The sequence below is a fragment of the Mycobacterium sp. SM1 genome (assembly GCF_018361265.1).
In the GTDB taxonomy this organism is placed as follows: Bacteria; Actinomycetota; Actinomycetes; order Mycobacteriales; family Mycobacteriaceae; genus Mycobacterium.
Genome location: NZ_JAFLNH010000001.1, coordinates 176,025 through 197,779, shown reverse-complemented (window position 1 = coordinate 197,779; position 21,755 = coordinate 176,025). Strand labels below are relative to the sequence as shown.

The window sequence follows — 21,755 nt, the reverse complement described above, 5'->3', positions numbered from 1 at the left end:
CCAAGCGGCAGCACACCCGGCGCCCGGCTCCCGGTGAGGCGTCGAATACGGTTGCCCGGTGAGTGTCTTCGCGACCGGCAGCGGCACCGGGTCGTGGCCCGGCACTTCGCCGCGGGAAGCCGCCGAGATCGTGGTCGGTGAGCTGGCCGGGGCGCTCGCCCACATCGTCGAATTGCCCGCCAGGGGAGTGGGCGCCGATGTGATCGGGCGCGCCGGCGCGCTGCTGGTGGACGTGGCCATCGACACGGTGCCGCGCGGCTACCGGATCGCGGCCCGGCCCGGCAAGGTGACGCGCCGAGCCGTCAGCTTGCTCGAGGAGGATGTCGACGCCCTCGAGGAGGCCTGGGAGCTGGCGGGCCTGCGCGGTGGCGGTCACGCGATCAAGGTGCAGGCGCCCGGGCCGATCACCCTGGCCGCGGAGCTGGAACTGGCCAACGGGCACCGGGCGATCACGGATCCGGGCGCGGTGCGAGACCTGGCGGCGTCGCTGGCCGAAGGCATCGCCGCGCACCGCGCGGCGGTAGCGCGGCGGCTGGACACCCCGGTGGCGGTGCAGTTCGACGAGCCGTCGCTGGCGGCGGCGGTGGGTGGGCGGCTGACCGGGGTGACCGCGCTCACCCCGGTGGAGCCGATCGAGGAGACCGACGCGCTGGCCATGCTCGACACCTGTGCCGCCGGAGGCGAGGTGCTGCTTAACGCCTGCGGGTCGGCTATTCCATGGGATCTGTTGCAGCGCAGTACTATTGGCGCGGTTTCGGTTCAGGCCGCCACGCTGCAGAACGCGGATTTGGACGGTATCGCGGAGTTTGTCGAATCCGGGCGCACCATCGTGCTGGGTGTGGTCGCCGCGACCGATCCGCCGCGGCGCCCTTCGGTGGAGCAGATCGCCGGCGCCGTGGCCGCGGTGATCGACCGGCTCGGCTTTGCCCGCTCAGCGCTGGCCGACCGCGTCGGCGTGACCCCGGCGGGCGGTCTGGCCGCGGCCACACCGCAATGGGCGCGCAACGCGATCCGGCTCGCCCGCGAGGCCGCCGAGGTGTTCGCGCAAGACCCCGACGCGATTTGAGCAGCGGCGGGCCAGCGCTGAAACGAGCCTCGGCGCCCGCATCCGGCGACCGTCACTTCGGCGGTAGCCAGGTGCCCCGCTGTCCCGGCGTGCGGTGCCCGCCCCGGCTGTGGCCGAGCCCCCTCGAACCCACTCGGGACGACCCCCCACCACCGCGCCCGGTATGGCGCGTTGTGCCGCCGCGCAGTGGGCTCAGCCGGTGCCCGTGGCCGCAGCGAACTTGGCCACCAGGGCCTTCGCCAACGGCTCCGAGGACGCCGGATTCTGGCCGGTGTAGAGGTTGCCGTCGACGGTGACGTGCGGTGACCACGGCGCGTCGCTCTGCTCATAAGAGCCGCCCTGGGTGGTGAGGCGGTCTTGGAGCAACCAGCACGCCTTGTCGGCGAACCCGACCTGTGCCTCCTCGGTGTTGGCAAAGCCGGTCACCTTACGCCCGGCGAACAACCACGCCCCGTCGGCGCCACGGGCGGGCAGCAGCGCGGCGGGGCCGTGGCACACCGCGGCGATTGGCTTGCCCTGCGCGGTGAAGTCAGCCAGTAAGGCGCCGAAGCGCTCCGACTCCGCGAGGTCCTCCATTGGTCCGTGCCCGCCGGGGATGAACACCAGGTCGTAATCGTCGGCTTTCACCGTGTCGAGGTCGGCCGGCGCGGCGAGCTGGTCCCCGATACTTTCCAGATAAGCGCGAAACCGCTCACCCGGTTCGCTTGCGCCACCGTTCATCTCGGGTGTGAACCCGGCCTCGTCGGCAACCGGGCGAACCCCTCCCGGGGTGGCGATGGTGATGTCGAAGCCCGCCTGCGTGAATACCTCGTGCGGGACCGCGAGTTCTTCCGGCCAGTAGCCGCAGGGGTGCTTAGTCCCATCGGCGAGGGTCCAGTGATCCGAACCCGAGACTGCAAACAGTACACGTGTCACGCGCATTCTCCGTTTCGTCGCTGCCGTCTATCTGGTATATCTGCGCAATTCAGGTTAGGTTCGCCGCCGAGCACCCGCCAGGCATCGAGCGACTTTGCGACACAAGTTTGTTGAAACGCGATATCGGCCGCTGGCCGAATCGGAATGGGCGCAGCATGGGCAGGAACGCGCTACCGTGACGGCCGTGCGGTGCGGTTTGCTAGGGGTAATACCCGAAGGTGGGTCGTCGCCGCGCAACGAGAGGGGTATCGCCACGGGATTCGTCGTCATTGCCACCTGGGTCGCCAACCCCGGGGAGGCCGAGCACATTCGCGCGCTCCTCGAGAAGATGACTCCCTTAAGCCGCGCCGAGCCCAAGGTGATCTGCTATCAAGCCCACGTCAGCGCCGATGATCCGAACACCTTTGTGCTCTACGAGCACTACACCGACCCGAGCGGGTATGAAGAGCATCGGGCCACCGAGGCGTTCCGAAGCTTGGTCCTCAACGAGGCGATTCCCCGCTTGGCGAGCCGCACGGTGCAGACGTTCACGACCATCGGCCCGGACACCTGACCGCCGCGTGGGGCCGCCGCGCGCTGTCGTCTGCGCCCCGGCCGGCACCCCGCCACGCGGTCCGGGTCCCTGACGCGCCTCGCCGCATGGGGCGCCGGGGCCATGCCAGGCGCACCTTGTCACCGCCGGAACGGCGAGCGGTCCAAGATGTGTTCAAGATGTGTTCCAAGATGTGTTAATGAAACGACCACACTGCGCGGGCTGGAGGTGTCGGCGGTGAGCCAGATCGAACATTCCGTGACAACGCGGGACTTGATTGCCGAGCTTGCTGCGCGCGCACCCCGCGCCGGCGCGAATTCAGGACTGTGGCCGGGGTTGACAATCTACCGGTTCACCAAGCCGCAGGCGCCGCAGTGGGAGGAAATCCAGTCATTGTCGCTCGGAATTGTGGCGCAAGGGCGCAAGGCGGTGACCGTTGGCGGTCAGCGGTACGTGTACGACCGGTCCAACTACCTGGTGTTAGGCAGCAACCTGCTTTTCCAGGCGGAGATCCTGGAGGCCTCGCCGCGAAAGCCGTTCCTGTCCCTGGTGCTGCAGATCGATCCGTCGCTGGTGCGCAAGGTGTCCGCGGACATGCTGGAGCGGCGGGTGGTGGCACTCCCGTCCGGGCGGCCGGGCACAAACACCGGTGATCCCGACACCACCTGCATGGTTTCGACTCTCGACCAGGAATTGATGAGCAGCGTGCTGCGGTTCCTGCGCTCGCTGGCGGTGGGCGCGGACCGAAGGGTCCTGGCGCCGCTATACGTCCAGGAAGTGGTGTATCGGGTATTGCAGCGTGAGCAGTTCGCCCGGATGCTGCGCATTGCCGCGCAACAGACGTTGGCTAATCCGATCGCCGCGGCGCTGAGCTACATCGACGAGCATCTGTCGGAACCGCTGACGGTAAGCCATCTGGCCGAGCAGGTGAGCTGGAGCCCGTCGGCGTTTTCGCACCTGTTCCGGGAGGTGACCGGTCGCTCACCGTATCGGTTCGTGAAGGAGACACGCCTGGACCGAGCCCGCGAATTACTGGTAGCGGGGCAGCTGGGCGTCACCGACGTCGCCCGGGCGGTCGGATATGCCAGCACGTCGCACTTCATCAAGGAGTTTCGGAGCCGTTTCGGCACCACGCCCAAAGACTATGCCAACGCCCAGTCTTTGGGTCAGGGGCTGCGCGCAATACGTTCAGATGCGAGCTGACGCCGGCGGTGACCAGCCCCGGCCGGGGGCAGGTTCCGGGTGGGCCCGAGCGGGACGCAATCGGTGAATCGCCGGCGCTCACAGCGTCGATCTGACGGCGGCATCGCCCCCGGCATCGCATCCTCGGATAACCTGCGGGAGTGAGCCCAGCAGAGGTTGAGTCCGTCGCGCCCGAGGTGCGGCGCCGGTGGCAGCAGCTGGCCGAAGAAGTCCGCAAGCACCAGTTCCTCTACTACGTCAAGGACGCGCCGGTCATCTCCGACGCGGAATTCGACCAGCTTTTCAACGAGCTGAACGCGCTCGAGGACGCCTACCCCGAACTGCGCACCCCGGATTCGCCGACGCAGTTGGTCGGTGGCGCGGGGTTCGCCACCGACTTCGCTCCCGTCGACCACCTTGAACCCATGCTCAGCCTCGACGACGTGTTCACCCCCGAGGAGCTGGACGCGTGGGCGGCACGTATCCAGCCGGTGGTGGGCGACAACGCCGCCTATCTCTGTGAGCTCAAGATCGACGGGGTGGCGTTGAGCCTGGTCTACCGGGACGGCCGGCTGACGCATGCCGCCACTCGGGGGGACGGCCGCACGGGCGAAGACGTGACGCTGAACGCCCGCACCATCGACGATGTGCCCGAACGTCTGCGCGGCAGTGCCGAGTTCCCGGTGCCCGCCGTGTTGGAGGTGCGCGGTGAGGTGTTTTTCTGGATCGCCGACTTCGAGGCGCTCAACGCCGGCCTGATCGAGGAGGGCAAGGCCCCGTTCGCCAATCCCCGCAACAGCGCGGCCGGGTCGCTGCGGCAAAAGAACCCCGCCGTCACGGCCCGGCGCAAGCTGCGGATGATCTGCCATGGCGTCGGCCACACCGAGGGATTCCGGCCCGCCACTTTGCACGACGCCTACACCGCGCTGAAGGCCTGGGGCCTACCGGTGTCGGAGCACACCACCCGGGTGCGCGGCATCGCCGCGGTGCAGGACCGCATTGCCTACTGGGGTGAGCACCGCTTCGACCTCGAGCACGAAATCGACGGTGTGGTGGTCAAGGTCGATGACATCGCATTGCAGCGCCGGCTGGGCTCGACGTCACGGGCGCCGCGCTGGGCGGTCGCTTATAAGTACCCGCCCCAGGAAGCGAACACCAAGCTGCTCGATATCCGGGTCAACGTCGGCCGCACCGGACGGGTCACCCCGTTTGCGATCATGACACCGGTCAAGGTCGCCGGCTCGACGGTAGGGCTGGCCACGCTGCACAACGCCCAGGAGATCAAGCGCAAGGGCGTGCTGATCGGTGACACCGTGGTGATCCGTAAGGCCGGCGACGTGATCCCGGAGGTGCTGGGGCCCATCGTCGACCTGCGTGACGGGTCCGAACGCGAATTCGTCATGCCCACCACGTGTCCGGAGTGCGGTGCGCCGCTGGCTCCAGCTAAGGAGGGTGACGTCGACATTCGCTGCCCGAACGCGCGGTCGTGTCCGGCGCAACTGCGCGAGCGGGTGTTCTACGCCGCCGGTCGCGGTGCTTTCGACATCGAGGGGCTGGGCTATGAGGCGGCCGTCGCGCTGCTGCAGGCGCACGTCATCACCGACGAGGGTGACCTGTTCAACCTGACCGAGGATGACCTGTTGCGCACCGAGCTGTTCCGGACAAAAGCCGGTACGTTGTCCGCGAACGGCAAACGGCTGCTGGAGAATCTGGAGAAGGCTAAAAAGCGACCACTATGGCGGGTGCTGGTGGCGCTGTCGATCCGTCACGTCGGGCCGACGGCCGCCCGGGCGCTGGCGAGCGAGTTCGGCAGCCTAGACGCGATCATGTCAGCGTCCGTCGAGCAGCTGGCCGCGGTAGCAGGGGTCGGACCGATCATCGCCGAGGCGGTCTCCGAGTGGTTCAGCGTCGATTGGCATCGCGCGATCGTCGAGAAGTGGCGGGCCGCCGGGGTGCGCATGGCCGATGAGCGCGACAGCGGTGTGCCGCGCACCCTGGAGGGCCTGTCGATCGTGGTCACCGGTTCGCTCCGAGGTTTTTCGCGCGATGGCGCCAAGGAGGCCATCGTGGCGCGCGGCGGCAAAGCCGCCAGCTCGGTGTCAAAGAAGACGGCGTACGTCGTGGTCGGCGATTCACCGGGGTCGAAATACGACAAAGCCGTCGAGCTGGGTGTCCCGATTCTCGACGAGGACGGGTTTCGGCGGCTACTTGCCGAGGGACCGCCGGGCGGTTCCAGGGTCGAATGACGGCCGGAACTCTGGGATCGCCGCGCGACCCGCAGGCTATGCACGGTTGGGCGCACTGGGCGTCCGGCGATTACGTGAAGGTTGCTGAAAAAGTCAAGTTAGGCGTGCCGAATAACTGCATTAGTGGCATCTGAGCAGCTATTTTGCTCGTAGTGATCCTAGGTTTTGCTAGCCCTACTATGTTGCTGTTTGGGAGTCGCCCGGTCTAAGCTGCCAGGCGGGCCGCTTTCGGCCCGACGCCCGCGGACCGTGACCACGGGCCGTGGCCGCGGGCCGTGACCAAAGGACGGTGCCCATGGCGATCGGCACACCCGTCAACGATCGGGTAGCCGCGTTAGCGCCGGCGCGCCCAGCGGCTCGCCGGCGACCGGCGACGCGCGTGCTGACGCGCTCAGCGCTGATCATCGCGGGGTGTGTGGCGCCCGCGCTGCTGGTGCGGTTGACCGGTGCTCACCCGAGTCCCGGCGCCGCGCTGGTGCTTGACGGGGCTGCCGTGGTGTCGGCCAGCTTTCTGCTGGCGTGGGCGGCCGAAGCGGCCCAACTCGACGTGTCCGGGGGGCTGGCCATCGCGGTGCTGGCCGTGGTCGCGGTGCTGCCCGAGTATTTCGTGGACCTGTACTATGCGTTTGCCGCCGGCCACGTTCCGGCCTACCTGCAGTTCGCGTCGGCGAACATGACCGGATCCAACCGGCTGCTGATGGGCCTGGGGTGGCCGGCGGTGGTCCTGGTCGCGGCCGTGGTGGCGCGCCGGCCCGGTATCGGCAATGCCACCCTGCCGTTGACGCCGGGTAACCGCGTTCAGATGGGGTTTTTGCTGATCGCCGGTCTCGTCGCGGTCGCGGTGCCCGTCAGCGGCCAGATCCACATCGTGCTTGGCGCCGCGCTGCTGGGATGGTTCGGCTTCTACCTGTACACCATGAGCCGTGACGAGGTCGAAGAGCCGCAACTGATCGGCACCGCCGCGGCGCTGGCCGCCCTTTCCAGGCGGACCCGTCGGGTGACCGTGATGACGTTGTTCGCCGCCGCCGGTACGGTGATCCTGCTGTGTGCCGCGCCATTCGCCAACAACCTGATCGCCGCGGGGACGCGGTTGGGCGCCGACCGCTTCTTGCTGGTGCAGTGGGTGGCGCCGGTGGCGTCGGAAGCGCCGGAGCTCATCGTGGCGGTCCTGCTGGCCGCCCGGGGCCGGGGCGCTAGCGCGATCGCCATGCTGATCTCGGCGAAAGTCAACCAGTGGACCTTGTTGGTCGGCTCGCTGCCGCTGTCCTACCTGATCGGCGGCGGCGGGTTGGCCCTGCGGCTTGACGCCCGCCAGATCGGCGAAGTGCTCCTCACCGCGACGCAAACCCTGATGGGGGTGGCGCTGATCCTGGCCTTGCGGTTCCCCCGCTATGTTGCCTGGGTGCTGCTGGGGTTGTTCGTGGCGCAGTTTCCGCTGAGTTCGATCCCGGACAGGCTGATGCTGTCCGGTCTGTATGCCGCGCTGGCGGCCACCGGGCTCATCGTCAACCGCCGCCACCTGCGGGCGACGGTGGCCGCCCCGTTCACTGGCCATCAACGACGGCCTGCCCGTGGCCACGCGGGGTTGTCCGCCCTGTCACGATGATGGGTGATCGCGCAGCCGTGCGCAGCATGGCCGGTGTTCAGCGGAGCATCGTGGCAACGATCCCGGCCAGATAACCCAGCCGCGCGACCTCCGAGGGCCGGAATGCCGGACCGCCGGGGCGGCCCACGACCACAGCCGTGTGCAGATCGCCCAACGGTGCCGCGGCCAGGGTGGTATCCATCTCACGCCACACCCGCGGGACCCACTCGGCGGTGCCGTCGAGCGCCGCCGCCCGCTCGATCGGCAGCCAGGGGACCGCAACGAGCCGGGTTTCCGGTGCGCCCGGGCTGCCGACCACCCGGTGCAACCCGGCTTCAGAACCGCGCAGCACCGTGCACCAGCCCACCCGCAGCACGCGGGGGGCTTCGTCGACGAGCACCTGCAGCTTTGCCGCCTTATCGGGGGCCACGGCGATGTGATCGAGGAGCTCCAGCTCCCGGTGCGCTTCCAGCAGCCCGGTATGGGGGCGGAGGCTATCCACCCGCACGCCGTTGAGCGCCTCCGCGGCGGTGATCAATGCGTCCGGCATCACCCCGGCGGGCAGGTCGACCACCAGATCGTCGATCGCGTACCCGCAGCAGCGCTCCACCACATCGAGCGACAAGATATCGGCGCCCGTCTTGCCGAGCGCCAGGGCCAGCGAACCCAGGCTGCCCGGCCGATCGGCCAGTTGCACGCGCAGGAGATAGGAGGGCACACGCACACTGTCGCACAGCGAGGCCCGCACGGCATGTCGGTGCGCCGAGCCCACACCGGGCCGGATCTGCTAGCCGCTGCCCGGGGAGGGATGCACATCTGATCCGAGCAAACCCCCGCCCGCCGACACGGTCTAGGCTGTTCGGTCGTGTCCCAGATCTCCCGTGACGAGGTGGCGCATCTGGCCCGGCTGGCTCGGCTGGCGCTGACCGATGCCGAGCTGGATAGCTATTCCGGGCAACTCGACGCCATCTTGACCCACGTCAGTCAAATCCAGGCCGTGGATGTCACCGGTGTCGAGCCCACCGGTAACCCGCTCCGGGATGTCAACGTCACCCGCGCCGACGAGGTCACGCCGAGCCTGAGTCGGCAGCGGGTGCTCGAGCAGGCTCCGGAGGCCGTTGACGGCCGCTTTGCGGTGCCCAAGATCCTCGGAGAGCCCCAGTGACTGACATTCTCCGGTTGGACGCGGCGACGCTGGCCACCAAAATTGCGGCCGGCGAGCTGTTGTCCACCGAGCTCACCCGGGCCTGCCTGGACCAGATAGCGGCGAGCGACGAGCGCTACCACGCCTTCCTTTATGTGGCGGCCGAGCAGGCGCTCGCGAGTGCGGCCGCGATCGACACGGCGCTGGCCGCCGGTGAGTCGCCGCCGTCTGCGCTGGCGGGGGTGCCCCTGGCGTTGAAGGACGTGTTCACCACGGTTGACATGCCGACCACGTGCGGTTCCAAGATCCTGGAAGGCTGGCGATCGCCCTACGACGCCACCCTCACCGCGCGGCTGCGCGCAGCCGGCATCCCGATCCTGGGCAAGACCAACATGGACGAGTTCGCGATGGGCTCCTCGACCGAAAACTCCGCCTACGGGCCCACCCGCAACCCCTGGGATGTCGAGCGGGTGCCGGGCGGCTCGGGCGGCGGCAGCGCGGCGGCGCTGGCCGCCTTCCAGGCGCCGCTGGCCATCGGATCCGACACCGGCGGCTCGATCCGCCAGCCGGCCGCGCTCACCGCGACGGTCGGCGTCAAACCCACCTACGGCACGGTGTCGCGCTACGGCCTGGTGGCCTGCGCGTCGTCGCTGGACCAGGGTGGGCCGTGTGCGCGCACCGTCCTGGACACCGCCCTGCTGCACCGGGTGATCGCCGGGCACGATCCCCGCGATTCCACCTCTCTGGATGTCGAGGTGCCCGACGTCGTCGGGGCGGCGCGGGCCGGCGCGAGGGGCGACCTGCGAGGCATGCGCATCGGGGTGGTCCGCCAGCTGCGCGGGAAGGGTTACCAGCCCGGTGTCCTGGCGTCATTCCAGGCCGCCGTGGAGCAGTTGACCGCACTTGGCGCCCAGGTGAGCGAGGTCGACTGTCCGCATTTGGATTACGCGCTGTCCGCCTACTACCTGATCCTGCCGTCCGAGGTGTCCAGCAATCTGGCCCGCTTCGACGGCATGCGCTACGGGCTGCGCGTCGGTGACGACGGCACCCACAGCGCCGAGGAGGTGATGGCGTTGACCCGGGCCGCCGGATTTGGGCCAGAAGTCAAGCGGCGCATAATGATCGGAACTTACGCACTGTCAGCGGGCTACTACGACGCCTACTACAACCAGGCGCAGAAGGTGCGCACACTGATCGCCCGCGACCTCGACCGGGCCTACCAGTCGGTCGACGTCCTGGTGTCGCCCACGACGCCCACCACCGCGTTCCGGCTGGGGGAGAAGGTCAACGATCCGCTGGCCATGTACCTATTCGACCTGTGCACGTTGCCGCTGAACCTGGCCGGGCACTGCGGGATGTCGGTGCCGTCGGGATTATCACCGGACGACGGGTTGCCGGTGGGCCTGCAGATCATGGCGCCGGCGCTGGCCGACGACCGGCTCTACCGCGTCGGGGCCGCCTACGAGGCCGCCCGCGGCCCGCTGCCGTCACCTCTGTAGCGCCTCAGACTTCGATCGGTGGATACAGCCGTTCCAGCGTGAGCTGGCGATTGCGTCGGGCCGCCCACGCGCTTGCCGCCAGCGAGCCGGCGAGCACTCCCGACAGCACGCCCACCGAGATCCACATCCTGGCGTCGATCCCGCCGACCGTCAGCTGCCGCAGCCCGTTGACGGCGTAGGTCATCGGGTCGTAGGGATGCAGGATCTGAAACGGCTTCGCCGTCGTCTCCACCGGATACACCCCGCCGGAGGAGACCAGCTGAAACATCAGGAACGCCAGCGTGACGACACGGCCCACCGCGACACCGAAAACCGCGTTGAACGCCTGGATCAACGCCAGGAACGCCGCCGCGACCAGGATCAGGAAGGCGACCATGCCAACGGCGTACTTGGCTTGCAGGCCGACGCCGAAATGCACCACCGCATACATCAGCGCTACCTGGGCCACCCCCAGCAGCAGCGCCGGCCAGTAGGAGGCCAGCACCACCCGCAACGCGCCCAGCCCGTGGACAATGGCGCGGGTTTGCAGCGGAGTCAACAGCATCCAGATGATCAATGCGCCGATGAACAAGGCCAGCGGCAAGAAGAACGGCGCGAACCCGGTACCGAACGTGGCCGCGTGGTGGGTGAAGTCCGTGTCGACACCAACCGGGCTCGCCAGGATCTGGGAGAGCTGGATGCGCTGCTGATCGGTCAGCACCGATACCCGCTGGTCAGCCGCCCCCAGCCCGGCGGCCAGCTGCCGGGCGCCGTCGTCAAGCCGGTTGCTCCCGTCGGCCAGCCGCACCAGCCCAGCATTGAGCTGATGCGCACCGGCGTCGAGGTCAGCGGCGCCAGTGCGCAACGCGACCAGATCCGACTTCAACCCGCCGTCCAGCGTGCGGGCGATCAACGTGCGTAGCCGGCTGTTGGGGTCGGCTAGGTCGTTTTCCAGCTGCTGGGTGTTGGTGCGCAGTCGAGCCAGGCCCTCGTCGGTGGCCGGGTCCATCCCCGTGGCGTTGAGCAGGCGGCGCGCGTCGGCCAGCGTGTCACCGAGTGCCCGCACATTCGGATCAGGGTTCGCGCGCAAGCCGTCGACCACCTGGTTGACGATGTCGGCGGCCTGCCGGTAATTGACGTTGAGTGCGGCAATGCGCTCGGTCAGGTTCTTGAGGCTGCCGCTTAGTCGCGTCGCCGCGGCACCGGCTTCATTCGCGTCCAAGCCCAACGCGGCGATGTCGTCCAACGTTTTCAGCAGCGGGTCGGTAGCCCGCTGGATTCCCGTGGACAGCTGCCGGCTGCCGTCGGCGAGTCGTGCCGAGCCGTCACGCGCGATGGCCAGGTTTTCCGCGAGCGTGTGGGACCCGGTCGCCAGCTGGCCGGCGCCGTCGGCTGCCCTCTTGACCTCGCCGGTGACCCGTGTCAGCGCGGTGCCGATCACCTGTTCGCCGACCTTGGCGCTGACGTGGTTGAGCACCTCCCGGGCGACGTTTTGCCCCATGACCGACGCCAGGTAGTTGTTGGCGTCGTTGAACCGGAATTGGATCTCGGCCTTGCGTGGATGTGGCCCCGCAGGCGACACCACGGCCGCGCTGAAATCGGCCGGCAGCGTGATCGAGAAGTAGTAGCTGCCGTCGGAAACCCCTTTGGCCGCTTGGCGTGCCGACATCTGGTGCAGGTCTAGCTGACCGGACTTCGTCAGCGCATCGGCCACGTCGTCACCGGCCCGCAGTTCCCGGCCTGTCACAGTGGTGCCGCGATCGTCGTTGACCAGCGCGACCGGAATCTTGCCGACCGCGGCGAACGGGTTCCAAAACGCCCACAGGTACATCGCCCCGTACAGCAGCGGCAGCACGATGATCGTGACCAGCGCCACCCGTGGCATGGCGCCGCGTGAGTAGCGTTTGAGGTCGGTGCCCAACGACATTCCGGCGAGCATGGTCAGTCGTCACCTTTCTGCTGTGCGGCCGGGGCCGGCTCTGCTACCGGGATCTGCGCCCGAATCCCCAGACGGTCGGGCACCTCGTTGACCGTCGCGGTAACCACCGTCTGGTGCTCACCCAGCTCGACCAGGCGGCGGATCAAGGTCTCGCGGTCGCGGTCGCTGGCCACCTGGTCGATGCTGCCGACGACGAGCAGTGGCGGCCTGCTGGTGTTGGCCAGCGCGATGCGCAGCAGCAGCCGGTCGAGCTCGTCGAGCTGCTCGACGTAGTCGCCCAGACGCGGCAGGGGCAGATCACCGAATACCGGCCGGCACATGGCTTCCTGCTCGGCTTCACCGGCGCGGCGCACCAGCCGGTACCAGGGCGCATCCCAGCGGGCCTGCTCGGTGATCAGATCCCGTACCGTGACCGATTCGAACACCGAGTCGAGTTGCTCGATACCGGCCAGCGCCGAAGCCCAGAAGATGTCGCGGGCCTTGCTGTGCCCGAACACCGTGATCGTTCCGGTCGCCGGCTTCATCCGGCCGGCCAAGGTCATCAGCAACGCGGTTCGACCTGGCCCGGCCGGCGCCGTCAGCACGGTGACTCCGCCCGTATCGATGTCCAGATCGAGCGGCCCGAAGACCGGACCCCATGGTCCGCTCATCGAAATGCCACGCGCCACGACGGCGGGCGGCGGCGCCTGCTCGGCCGTTTCCTGCTCCGCCACGGTTGTCCTCTCCGCCTGGCCCGATATATCCGATATAGCTGAACACCGCCCCGGACCCATCAAAGCAGACCGCCCCTGACCGGCCGGCACGTTCGGGGCGGCGCCTCCGGCTTCGCCGCGTCCCGTCGCCGGCAAGGAAAACGCCTCGGCGCATGGCTCGACCCGAAAAGCGGTCACGCGAAAGGCATTTCCGGTTGTGCGACCGGCGTCGCCCGGCAGACGGGCTCGTCGCCGAGCAGACGCAAAGACACCCGAAAACGGCACGATTCAGGTGTTTTTGCGGCTGCGTGCCACTAAGGCGGCCAACCCGGCAAGATAGAGCCATGCGGATCGGAATTCTCACCGGAGGCGGCGACTGTCCGGGGCTCAATGCCGTCATCCGGGCGGTGGTGCGCACCTGCGACGCCCGCTACGGCTCATCGGTGGTCGGGTTCCAAAACGGCTTTCGCGGACTGCTGGAGAACCGGCGCATCCAGTTGTACAACGATGACCGCAACGACCGGTTGCTGGCTAAGGGTGGCACGGTCCTGGGCACCGCCCGGGTGCATCCCGACAGGCTGCGGGACGGGTTGCCGCAGATCATGCAGACACTCGACGATAACGGCATCGACGTGTTGATCCCGATCGGCGGTGAGGGCACGCTGACCGCCGCGCACTGGCTCTCCGAGAAAAACGTTCCCGTGGTTGGCGTGCCCAAGACGATCGACAACGACATCGACTGCACCGACGTGACTTTCGGCCACGACACCGCGCTGACGGTGGCCACGGAGGCAATCGATCGCCTGCACAGCACCGCCGAATCACATCAGCGGGTGATGCTGGTGGAGGTGATGGGCCGGCACGCCGGCTGGATCGCGTTGAACGCCGGGCTGGCGTCCGGTGCGCACCTGACGCTGATCCCCGAGCAGCCCTTCGACGTGGACGAGGTGTGCCGGCTGGTCAAACGTCGGTTTCAGCGCGGCGAACAGCACTTCATCTGCGTGGTCGCGGAGGGCGCCAAACCGGCTGCGGGGTCGATGACGCTGCGGGAGGGCGGCCTTGACGAGTTCGGGCACGAGAGATTCACCGGCGTAGCCTCCCAGCTGGCGGTTGAACTGGAGAAGCGCATCAGCAAGGAGGTCCGGGTGACCGTCCTCGGACACGTCCAACGGGGCGGCACCCCGACCGCTTTCGACCGGGTGCTAGCCACCCGCTTCGGGGTGAACGCCGCCGACGCCGCGCACGCAGGCGAATACGGGATGATGGTGTCTTTGCAAGGGCAGAACATCGGCCGGGTGCCGCTGGCCGACGCGGTGCGCCAGCTCAAGCTGGTACCGCAGAGCCGTTACGATGACGCGGCGGCGTTCTTCGGCTGAGCGTGCTCATCCCGGCCGAAAGCACGTGCCCCGCCGCTGAGTCATCGGCGGCCGACCACCCGGGCCCTGTCTTATGCGGACGGGCGCCCGGCCGCGGTGTGGTGACCCGTAAAATCGGCGGCATGACGGTTGCCCCTGCGGCCGAACTGCTCGGCTATGACGAGGTCCAGGCGCGCTACGAGCCGGTGCTCGGGCTGGAGGTGCACGTCGAGTTGTCCACCAGGACCAAGATGTTCTGCGGCTGCGCCACCACCTTCGGCGCCGAACCCAACACCCAGGTGTGCCCGGTGTGCCTCGGCCTTCCCGGTGCGCTGCCGGTGCTCAATCAGGCCGCGGTGGAGTCGACGATCCGCATCGGGCTGGCGCTGAACTGCGAGATTGTGCCGTGGTGCCGCTTTGCCCGGAAGAACTACTTCTACCCGGATATGCCTAAGAACTACCAGATTTCGCAGTATGACGAGCCGATCGCCATCAACGGCTACCTCGATGTGCCGTTGGCGGACGGCGGCAGCTTCCGGGTCGGGATCGAACGGGTGCACATGGAGGAAGACACCGGCAAGCTGATGCACCTGGGCAGTGAAACCGGCCGGATCGAGGGCGCCACCGGATCGCTGATCGACTACAACCGCGCCGGCGTTCCCCTGGTCGAGATCGTCACCAAACCAATCGAAGGAGCCGGGGCCCGGGCACCCCACATCGCGCGGGCCTACGTGACGGCGTTGCGGGATCTTGTGCGAGCCCTGGATGTTTCCGACGTGCGCATGGATCAGGGTTCGATGCGCTGTGACGTCAACGTGTCGCTGAAGCCGATCGGGGCCGCCGAATTCGGTACCCGCTCTGAGACCAAAAACCTCAACTCGCTGAAAAGCGTCGAGGTCGCGGTTCGCTATGAGATGCAGCGCCAAGGCGCCATTCTGGCCTCCGGCGGCCGGGTCATCCAAGAGACCAGGCACTTCCACGAGAACGGGTACACCAGCCCGGGCCGCACCAAGGAGACCGCCGAGGACTACCGATACTTCCCAGAGCCCGACCTGGAGCCGGTCGCGCCCGCCGCCGAGCTGGTGGAGCGATTGCGCGCGACCATCCCCGAACTGCCGTGGTTGCGGCGCAAGCGTATTCAGCAGGAGTGGGGCCTATCCGAGGAAGTGATGCGAGACCTGGTCAATGCGGGCGCAGTCGAACTGGTCGCCGCGACCGTCGAGCACGGCGCGTCCAGCGAGGCGGCGCGCGCCTGGTGGGGCAATTTCCTGGTCCAGAAGGCCAACGAGGCGGGCATCGACCTCGATCAGCTCCCGATCACCCCCGCCCAGGTCGCCGCCGTAGTGGAGCTGGTCGACAAGGGTGAGCTGTCCAACAAGCTGGCCCGCCAGGTCATCGAGGGCGTACTCGCGGGCGAGGGCGAGCCCGAGCAGGTGATGCGTGCGCGTGGGCTGGCGCTGGTCCGCGACGACTCGCTGATCCGGGCTGCCGTTGAGGATGCCTTGGCAGCCAATCCTGAAGTGGCGGAGAAGATCCGCGCCGGCAAGGTGGCAGCGGCGGGGGCGATCGTCGGCGCGGTGATGAAGGCGACAAAAGGCCAGGCCGACGCCGCGCGGGTGCGCGAACTCGTCCTGGCCGTATGCGGGCAGAGCTAACCGGCGCCTAATGCGCGACACCGCTAGTCGACACGCTTTAAGAGGCGCAGTCGGCGCAGATCGTCACGCCGTTCGTTTCGCGGGCCAAGCGGCTGCGGTGATACACCAGGAAGCAGTTTGAGCAGGTGAACTCGTCGGGTCGTTTCGGAATGACCCGGACCGCCAACTCCTCGCCGGACAAATCGGCGCCCGGCGGTTCGAACGGTTCCACGGATTCCACTTCGTCGATGTCGCCCACGTCCGGCCCGGTTTCGCCGTGGTGCGCCTTTAGCACCTCAATGGAGTACTCATAGGTATCGTCAATCTCGGTGTGCCGTAGAGAGTCGTAGTCCGTAGCCATCATCGGGCCCCCTCACCTGACAACGACAGTGCAAGTTTGCTCTTCTCGCAGCTTCGAACGCGCTGGCCACAGAGTTCAGTGCCCAGATTCCTCGCCCTTCGGTCGTGATCTGCATCACATTTCGGCGTAGCCGTCGCCGCGGTGGTGCCTCGGCGGCGACCGCGATGCCCCTGCGGGTGCTGGAGGGCCGGGGTCCGCACGACGGCCGGTTGCGGGCTGGGCACCAGCCGCCTTCGACTCGACCGAGAACGCTCGGATGTTGCGCTGGGACACAGGGAATATACCGTGTTACGGATAAGTTATCTGTGTTGAAAAAATCAGATCGGTCTGAGTTGTCGAGGAGGTGATAGTCATGCTGAGCTTCGATCCGTTCTTGCGTGACTTTGACCGGCTCACCCAACAGCTACTGGGCGCTACACTCGGTACCGTGGCCCGCCCGGCGGTGATGCCGATGGACGCCCGGCGTGACGGTGACACGTTCGTGGTGGAGTTCGACCTGCCGGGGATCAAGGCCGAATCGCTGGACGTGAAGGTCGAGAATGAGACCCTGACGGTGCGTGCGGAGCGACCGTACGCCGGCGATGACCAAGGATGGCTCGTCTCGGAACGTCCGCATGGGGTATTCAGCCGGCAGCTATACCTGGGCAACAACCTGGATACAGACAAGATCACCGCAGATTACACCGACGGGGTGTTGCGTCTGACGATTCCGGTGGCCGAGGCGGCCAAGCCGCGCAAGATCCCCATCGGGACCGGAGCGCGGCAGGCCATCGACGCCTGACCGGGCGAGGGGTAGTCGGCCCATGTCGAGGTGGAGGCCGTCCGCGCGATCAACCGGGCGGACGGCCTCACCGTCACTAGCACCGATCTGCTGCGCGAGGCTGGGGCGGTGATCGTGTCGCAGCAGTACCCCGTGACGACCCGACCCGACGTGGCCGACAAGCTAACCTGAGTAGCACACCTCAGTAAGGTGCAAGGGGATGACGCAGGCGGCCTTTTCCGATCCGGGCGTGCGGGTACCGGCTGCGGAGGTGGCCGGGATGCGAATCGAGCCATGTGTTTTGCTCAAATATGGCGAGATGGCGCTCAAGGGCCGTAATCGGGGTCGATTCGAGCGACACCTGCTCCGCAATCTCGAGCACGCGCTGGCTTACGGGCTGGAGCAACCTCCGCGGGCGCGGTTGCGCCGGCGCGCCGGCGTGTTAGTGGTGTCTGCGCCAGCGTTACCGCGGGATGACCTCGTCACGCGGGCCGGCGACGTGATCGGCGTCAGTGTCGTGCAACCAGTCTGGCGAGTCACCAAATCGGTGACCGCGGCCGAGTGCGCGGCGGTGCGGTTACTCCGGGAGCGACAACCCGGGCCGACACGACCCACCTTTGCGGTTCGATGCCGCCGCCGTGACAAGCAATTCGAACTGACCTCCGAGCAATTGGCGGCACGGGTCGGGGCGCGAGTGTGCGCCGATTTGGGGTGGCGGGTGGACCTGAAGCGGCCGGACGTGGAACTGACCCTTGAGGTCGACCGGAGCGAGATTTTTCTCGGAGTCGCCCGACACCCCGGCCGCGGCGGCTTGCCGGTGGGGTCGAGTGGCCGCGCCCTGGTGCTGCTGTCCGGTGGATTCGACTCGCCGGTTGCCGCCTACCGTGCGCTGCGCCGCGGCCTGCAATGCGATTTCCTGCACTGTCATGGCGCCCCGTACACGAAGCCGTCATCGGTGTATAAGGCGTATGCGCTGGCCCGCCACCTTGCCCGCTTCCAGCCGGGCTCGCGCCTGTTCGTAGCTGCCGTCGGGCGCGCCTCGCGCACGATGGCCGCCAGCGGTGCCGGCGAGGCGCAGATCGTCGCGCAGCGCCGAATTTATTTGCGCCTGGCGGATAGACTCGCACGCCGGATCGGCGCCCAGGCATTGGTCACCGGCGACAGCTTAGGGCAGGTCGCAAGCCAAACCCTGTCCAACATGATCGCCACGGACCAGGCCACCAGCCTGCCGGTGCTGCGGCCGCTGCTGGGCTTCGACAAACTGGAGATAATGGATGAAGCCCGACGGCTCGGCATCGCCGAGATCGCTGCCCTACCGGATCAGGACTGCTGCCAATTGTTCTTACCGCCACGGGTAGCCACCCGTACCTGCGCCAAGCGGCTTGCTCGCATCGAGGCTCGCGGCGGGCTCGACACCCTGGTCGACGAGGCCCTGGACCGCCTACAACAATTCGATCTGGATACCTACCTGCACCCGGCGGCCCGGTGCTCACCGGCGAACCCGACGAAAGCGGGCAGTGATGTCGTGGGGTGACCGTGATGGATAGCAAGCGGCGGGCCCGTGACCGGATCATCGCCATGGTCGCCGCTCATGGCGCCCTGACCGCATCGGTGGTGCGGGCATCGCAGCTGATGGCAGCCGAGGGGTGCGTTGAGTTCGCGCGCCATCTTGATCGTCATCGCGGCGAATTGAACGTCGCGATTGGCGAACTAGCGTTGTGGGCAGAAAGTTTCGGGCAATGGGCGCGCGTTGACGTGGCTCACGCGCTCTATGAGTCCGCGGTGGACCGGCCGTCGATACCATTGGCCGCGGAGCAATTCGGCATCGACTTGCGCCGCGCGCGCGACACCTTGAAAGCGCGGCGCACCGCTATCCTCGCGGAATTCGCTAACGCCCGACAGTTCTTGCGCGCCGCTGGGCTACCAGTCGAAGAGCTGACGGCGTACCGGCGGATGGTCCGCCTATGGGCGGGTGAGGCCGTCGACGTGGTCACCGCTGCCCATCGGCTGACATTGGCCGAGTGGTATATCCGCTCCTTTGAGCAGCTGCGTGCCGATTCAGGCGGCGCGGTGCGCCGCCAGGGTGCCGCCCTGGTGCGGCAATGGATGGGCGAGCTGGAAGAGCCCGACCGCGAGGACGAGTTGGCCCTGGCCGAGTCCTGCGGGTACGGCGATTTCGTCGAGTGCTACCGCTCTGAGGCGCTGTGACGGCGCTCCGCCGAAGACGACGCCGCCCGAGCTGCCCCAGGAAACGCCGTCGACCATGCTGCGGGTAGCTAGGATGGGCGGGGTTAGCGGTTGCGGTCGGCGAGCGGGAAACGGTGTGATCCGGTGTGGTGAGGATGTCCCGACTCGAGCGGCGAGGACTTTGAGCCGCCCGGTTGCCCAGCGGCTACGGCCGGTTAGTGGGCCGCCATGACCGAGATGGTGCTGCGGTCCGGCGTCATTCGTCAGCGGTTCACCGTGACCGGCGTCGTCCAGGGTGTTGGCTTTCGTCCGTTCGTGCACCGACTCGCCACCGAGCTCGGGCTGGCGGGGTTTGTCGGCAACGATTCGGGCGCGGTCTTCCTCGAGGTGCAAGGACCGGGCACCCGCGTGGACGAATTCGGGCGCCGGTTGCGGGCCGAAGCGCCACCGCTGGCACAGATCGCCAGCGTTACGGCAGTCGAGATCGATGTCGACACCGCGTGCGGGACGGACTTTCGCATCGTGGAAAGCCAGACGGTGCCCGGGGCCACCACACCGATTCCGCCCGATATTGCGGTGTGCGACGACTGCGTTGCCGAGCTGTTCGACCCGCGTGACCGCCGTTACCGGCATCCGTTCGTGACGTGCACCAACTGCGGCCCGCGGTTCACCATCATCCGCGCGTTGCCGTATGACCGCCCAGCCACCACAATGTCAGCGTTCGACATGTGCGAGCGCTGCGCCGCCGAATACCACGACCCGTCAGACCGTAGGTTTCATGCGCAGCCGATCGCCTGCCCGGACTGCGGTCCGTCGCTGTGGTTTTATTCGAAAGCCGAGGGGGCCGAGAGAATAGCCGGATCGGACGCCGCGCTGGCCGCCGCCCAGCGGGCGCTGGCCGCCGGCGCCGTGGTCGCGATCAAAGGCATTGGCGGCTACCACCTGGCCTGCGTGGTCGACGACGAAAAGGCGGTCGGCACGCTGCGCGCCCGCAAGGCACGGGGCGCCAAGCCTTTCGCCATGCTGGTGCGCGACCTCGATGTCGCTCGCCGCTATGCGTACCTCGATGACACCGAGGCCGCGATTTTGTCCGGCCCGGCGCGGCCCATCGTGCTGCTGCGCCGGCGCCCCGACGCACCGGTCGCCGAGGCCGTCGCGCCCGGCAATCCGCTGCTGGGGCTGATGCTGCCGTACTCACCTATCCATCACTTGCTGCTGGCGCCGATCCCGAATGCTGACACTCCGGTGCCCGACACTCTGGTGCTCACCAGCGCCAACCGTTCCGATGAGCCGATCTGCTTCACCGAAGATGATGTGGCACACAGACTTTGGGGAACTCCCGCTCCCTTGTGCGATGCGGTGCTCGACCACGACCGGCCGATTCACGTGCCGTGCGACGACTCGGTGGTGCGTGTCATCGACGGCCGGGAACTGCCGATCCGCCGATCCCGCGGATACGCGCCGCTGCCGGTCGACCTCGGACGCGACGGGCCGGCCGTGCTGGCCGTGGGGGGCGAACTGAAAAACACCTTCTGCCTCACCGACGGGCCGCGGGCGTTCATGTCCGGGCACATCGGCGACATGGCCACCCTGGATACGCTGCGGGCATTCGAGCGCGCCGTCGGTCAGCTCAGCGGAATCCGGCACCAGCCGACACGGTTGGCCGCCGATCTGCACCCCGGCTATCAGACGCGTAGCTGGGCCGAACGTCACGCCGGCGAACGCCCATTGGATCTGGTGCAGCACCACCACGCGCACGTGGTGTCGCTGCTGGCCGACCGGGGCCGCCTCGGTGAACCCATCATCGGGGTCTCCTTCGACGGCACCGGCTACGGCTGCGACGGGTCGATCTGGGGTGGGGAAATCCTCGCCCTCGGGCGCGACAGCCAGCGCTTTGCCCGCGTCGGCCATCTGTTGGCAGTGCCGCTGCCGGGCGGGGACGCCGCGGTGCGCAACCCGTGGCGGATGGCGCTGTCGCAGTTGTGGGTCGCCGGCGTCGACTGGAGTCCGGATTTGCCTCCCGTCCGCGCGGCCACCCCCGTCGAGCTGCGGGTGACTCGTTGGCAGTTGGCCGGCGGGGTGGGCTGTGTGCCGTGCTCAAGCATGGGCCGGCTGTTCGACGCCGTCGCATCGCTGCTGGGCGTGCGGCACCGCATTGACTATGAGGCTCAGGCCGCCATCGAACTGGAGGTGCTGGCCGAGTCGGCTGGCGGGTCGGCCACCGAGTTGCGCCTGGAGGTACGTGACGACGGGGTGATCGATCCACGCGGCATGATTCGCGCGATGGTATCGGCCCTGCGCGCCGGGACCGATCCCGCCGTGCTGGCGGCCGGATTCCACCACGCGGTCGCGGCCGCCGTAGCGGACGTGGTCGAGCGGGTGGCCGGCGCCGTGCGGCTGGTGGGCCTCACCGGGGGAGTGTTTCAGAACGTGCTGCTGCTGCGCTCCTGCCGGCAACGGCTGCAACGGGCGGGATTTGAGGTGCTGATCCATCGCACCGTGCCACCCAACGACGGGGGGCTGGCGCTTGGTCAGGCGGCGATCTCCCTGCTGACCGCGCTGGATTCGCAGCCCGATCACCTGGAAGGGGGATGACTTGTGGGCCCAAAGGTGCCATGGTGGGTAAAGGGCCTGAAGCGGGCCTGAAGCGGGCCCGAAGCGGGAAAAGTGTTCGGCCCC

19 protein-coding genes are annotated in these 21,755 nt (G+C 67.9%); 14 read left to right on the top strand and 5 right to left on the bottom strand.

All coding sequences use genetic code 11. The features are described 5' to 3' along the window. Positions 1-58 precede the first annotated feature (58 nt). Positions 59-1,066, top strand: coding sequence for a methionine synthase (locus tag MSM1_RS00890; protein WP_213439776.1), 1,008 nt, complete (start codon positions 59-61; stop codon positions 1,064-1,066). A 192-nt stretch (positions 1,067-1,258) separates the two neighbouring features. Here MSM1_RS00890 and MSM1_RS00885 read toward each other — a convergent pair whose 3' ends face one another. Continuing rightward, positions 1,259-1,981 carry a type 1 glutamine amidotransferase domain-containing protein gene (locus tag MSM1_RS00885; protein ID WP_213439775.1) on the bottom strand — a complete coding sequence of 241 codons (723 nt, stop codon included), beginning with the start codon at positions 1,979-1,981 and terminating at the stop codon, positions 1,259-1,261. A 184-nt stretch (positions 1,982-2,165) separates the two neighbouring features. Between MSM1_RS00885 and MSM1_RS00880 the strand changes: the two genes are divergently transcribed. The 4 genes from MSM1_RS00880 to MSM1_RS00865 all read left to right on the top strand — a co-directional run bounded on the left by MSM1_RS00880 (position 2,166) and on the right by MSM1_RS00865 (position 7,547). Further along, the gene (locus tag MSM1_RS00880) at positions 2,166-2,534 is read left to right on the top strand and encodes a putative quinol monooxygenase (protein WP_307857245.1); all 369 of its coding nucleotides are present in this window, start codon (positions 2,166-2,168) and stop codon (positions 2,532-2,534) included. Between the two features lie 216 nt (positions 2,535-2,750). Continuing rightward, a complete protein-coding gene (locus tag MSM1_RS00875) occupies positions 2,751-3,716 on the top strand; it encodes an AraC family transcriptional regulator (RefSeq protein WP_213439774.1) in 966 nt (321 codons plus the stop codon). A 140-nt stretch (positions 3,717-3,856) separates the two neighbouring features. Beyond that, positions 3,857-5,941, top strand: coding sequence for an NAD-dependent DNA ligase LigA (ligA, locus tag MSM1_RS00870; protein ID WP_213439773.1), 2,085 nt, complete (start codon positions 3,857-3,859; stop codon positions 5,939-5,941). Between the two features lie 295 nt (positions 5,942-6,236). Next, positions 6,237-7,547, top strand: a complete 1,311-nt coding sequence (locus MSM1_RS00865; protein WP_213439772.1) for a sodium:proton exchanger — start codon at positions 6,237-6,239, stop codon at positions 7,545-7,547. Positions 7,548-7,584: 37 nt separating this feature from the next. On the opposite strand, the gene MSM1_RS00860 is transcribed toward MSM1_RS00865, so the two are convergent. Continuing rightward, on the bottom strand, positions 7,585-8,244 hold the full coding sequence (locus MSM1_RS00860; protein ID WP_213439771.1) for an amino acid-binding protein: 660 nt from the start codon (positions 8,242-8,244) through the stop codon (positions 7,585-7,587). 147 nt (positions 8,245-8,391) lie between these two features. Here MSM1_RS00860 and gatC point away from each other — a divergent pair, with 147 nt between their 5' ends. Together gatC and gatA are read left to right on the top strand one after the other, a co-directional pair. Next, positions 8,392-8,691 (top strand): Asp-tRNA(Asn)/Glu-tRNA(Gln) amidotransferase subunit GatC, encoded by a 300-nt coding sequence (gatC, locus tag MSM1_RS00855; RefSeq protein ID WP_213439770.1) that lies wholly within the window; start codon positions 8,392-8,394, stop codon positions 8,689-8,691. Next, positions 8,688-10,169: an Asp-tRNA(Asn)/Glu-tRNA(Gln) amidotransferase subunit GatA gene (gene gatA / locus MSM1_RS00850; protein ID WP_213439769.1), complete on the top strand. Its 1,482-nt coding sequence runs from the start codon at positions 8,688-8,690 to the stop codon at positions 10,167-10,169. Before gatC ends, gatA begins: the two co-directional genes overlap by 4 nt. Positions 10,170-10,173: 4 nt before the next feature. Here gatA and MSM1_RS00845 read toward each other — a convergent pair whose 3' ends face one another. Both MSM1_RS00845 and MSM1_RS00840 read right to left on the bottom strand, forming a co-directional pair. Beyond that, positions 10,174-12,087, bottom strand: a complete 1,914-nt coding sequence (locus MSM1_RS00845; RefSeq protein WP_213439768.1) for a YhgE/Pip domain-containing protein — start codon at positions 12,085-12,087, stop codon at positions 10,174-10,176. Between the two features lie 2 nt (positions 12,088-12,089). Further along, a complete protein-coding gene (locus tag MSM1_RS00840) occupies positions 12,090-12,737 on the bottom strand; it encodes an ATP-binding cassette domain-containing protein (protein WP_213441230.1) in 648 nt (215 codons plus the stop codon). 386 nt (positions 12,738-13,123) lie between these two features. Here MSM1_RS00840 and MSM1_RS00835 point away from each other — a divergent pair, with 386 nt between their 5' ends. After that, the gene (locus MSM1_RS00835) at positions 13,124-14,155 is read left to right on the top strand and encodes an ATP-dependent 6-phosphofructokinase (protein WP_213439767.1); all 1,032 of its coding nucleotides are present in this window, start codon (positions 13,124-13,126) and stop codon (positions 14,153-14,155) included. A gap of 122 nt (positions 14,156-14,277) precedes the next feature. Next, positions 14,278-15,789 carry an Asp-tRNA(Asn)/Glu-tRNA(Gln) amidotransferase subunit GatB gene (gene gatB, locus MSM1_RS00830; protein WP_213439766.1) on the top strand — a complete coding sequence of 504 codons (1,512 nt, stop codon included), beginning with the start codon at positions 14,278-14,280 and terminating at the stop codon, positions 15,787-15,789. A gap of 37 nt (positions 15,790-15,826) precedes the next feature. Here the strand turns inward: gatB and MSM1_RS00825 are convergent, their stop codons facing one another. Continuing rightward, positions 15,827-16,129 (bottom strand): DUF4193 domain-containing protein, encoded by a 303-nt coding sequence (locus MSM1_RS00825; RefSeq protein WP_213441228.1) that lies wholly within the window; start codon positions 16,127-16,129, stop codon positions 15,827-15,829. A gap of 343 nt (positions 16,130-16,472) precedes the next feature. Here MSM1_RS00825 and MSM1_RS00820 point away from each other — a divergent pair, with 343 nt between their 5' ends. From MSM1_RS00820 to hypF, 5 genes are all read left to right on the top strand, one after another. Further along, complete coding sequence (locus MSM1_RS00820; protein WP_307857244.1) at positions 16,473-16,910, top strand: HSP20 family small heat-shock protein; 438 nt, start codon at positions 16,473-16,475, stop codon at positions 16,908-16,910. Positions 16,911-16,940: 30 nt separating this feature from the next. Then, on the top strand, positions 16,941-17,081 hold the full coding sequence (locus MSM1_RS00815) for a hypothetical protein (protein WP_213439764.1): 141 nt from the start codon (positions 16,941-16,943) through the stop codon (positions 17,079-17,081). An 88-nt stretch (positions 17,082-17,169) separates the two neighbouring features. Beyond that, complete coding sequence (thiI, locus tag MSM1_RS00810; protein WP_213441226.1) at positions 17,170-18,423, top strand: tRNA uracil 4-sulfurtransferase ThiI; 1,254 nt, start codon at positions 17,170-17,172, stop codon at positions 18,421-18,423. A 5-nt stretch (positions 18,424-18,428) separates the two neighbouring features. Next, positions 18,429-19,097, top strand: a complete 669-nt coding sequence (locus tag MSM1_RS00805; protein ID WP_213439763.1) for a hypothetical protein — start codon at positions 18,429-18,431, stop codon at positions 19,095-19,097. A 207-nt stretch (positions 19,098-19,304) separates the two neighbouring features. Then, positions 19,305-21,671, top strand: a complete 2,367-nt coding sequence (gene hypF, locus MSM1_RS00800; protein WP_213439762.1) for a carbamoyltransferase HypF — start codon at positions 19,305-19,307, stop codon at positions 21,669-21,671. Positions 21,672-21,755: the final 84 nt, after the last annotated feature.

Bases quoted from the DNA above. Each gene is read 5' to 3' on its own strand.
- MSM1_RS00840 (WP_213441230.1), bottom strand. From the start codon at position 12,737: ATGAGCGGACCATGGGGTCCGGTCTTCGGGCCGCTCGATCTGGACATC.
- MSM1_RS00835 (WP_213439767.1), top strand. From the start codon at position 13,124: ATGCGGATCGGAATTCTCACCGGAGGCGGCGACTGTCCGGGGCTCAAT.
- thiI (WP_213441226.1), top strand. From the start codon at position 17,170: ATGCGAATCGAGCCATGTGTTTTGCTCAAATATGGCGAGATGGCGCTC.
- MSM1_RS00805 (WP_213439763.1), top strand. From the start codon at position 18,429: ATGGATAGCAAGCGGCGGGCCCGTGACCGGATCATCGCCATGGTCGCC.
- MSM1_RS00865 (WP_213439772.1), top strand. From the start codon at position 6,237: ATGGCGATCGGCACACCCGTCAACGATCGGGTAGCCGCGTTAGCGCCG.
- MSM1_RS00845 (WP_213439768.1), bottom strand. From the start codon at position 12,087: ATGCTCGCCGGAATGTCGTTGGGCACCGACCTCAAACGCTACTCACGC.
- MSM1_RS00825 (WP_213441228.1), bottom strand. From the start codon at position 16,129: ATGGCTACGGACTACGACTCTCTACGGCACACCGAGATTGACGATACC.
- hypF (WP_213439762.1), top strand. From the start codon at position 19,305: ATGACCGAGATGGTGCTGCGGTCCGGCGTCATTCGTCAGCGGTTCACC.
- gatB (WP_213439766.1), top strand. From the start codon at position 14,278: ATGACGGTTGCCCCTGCGGCCGAACTGCTCGGCTATGACGAGGTCCAG.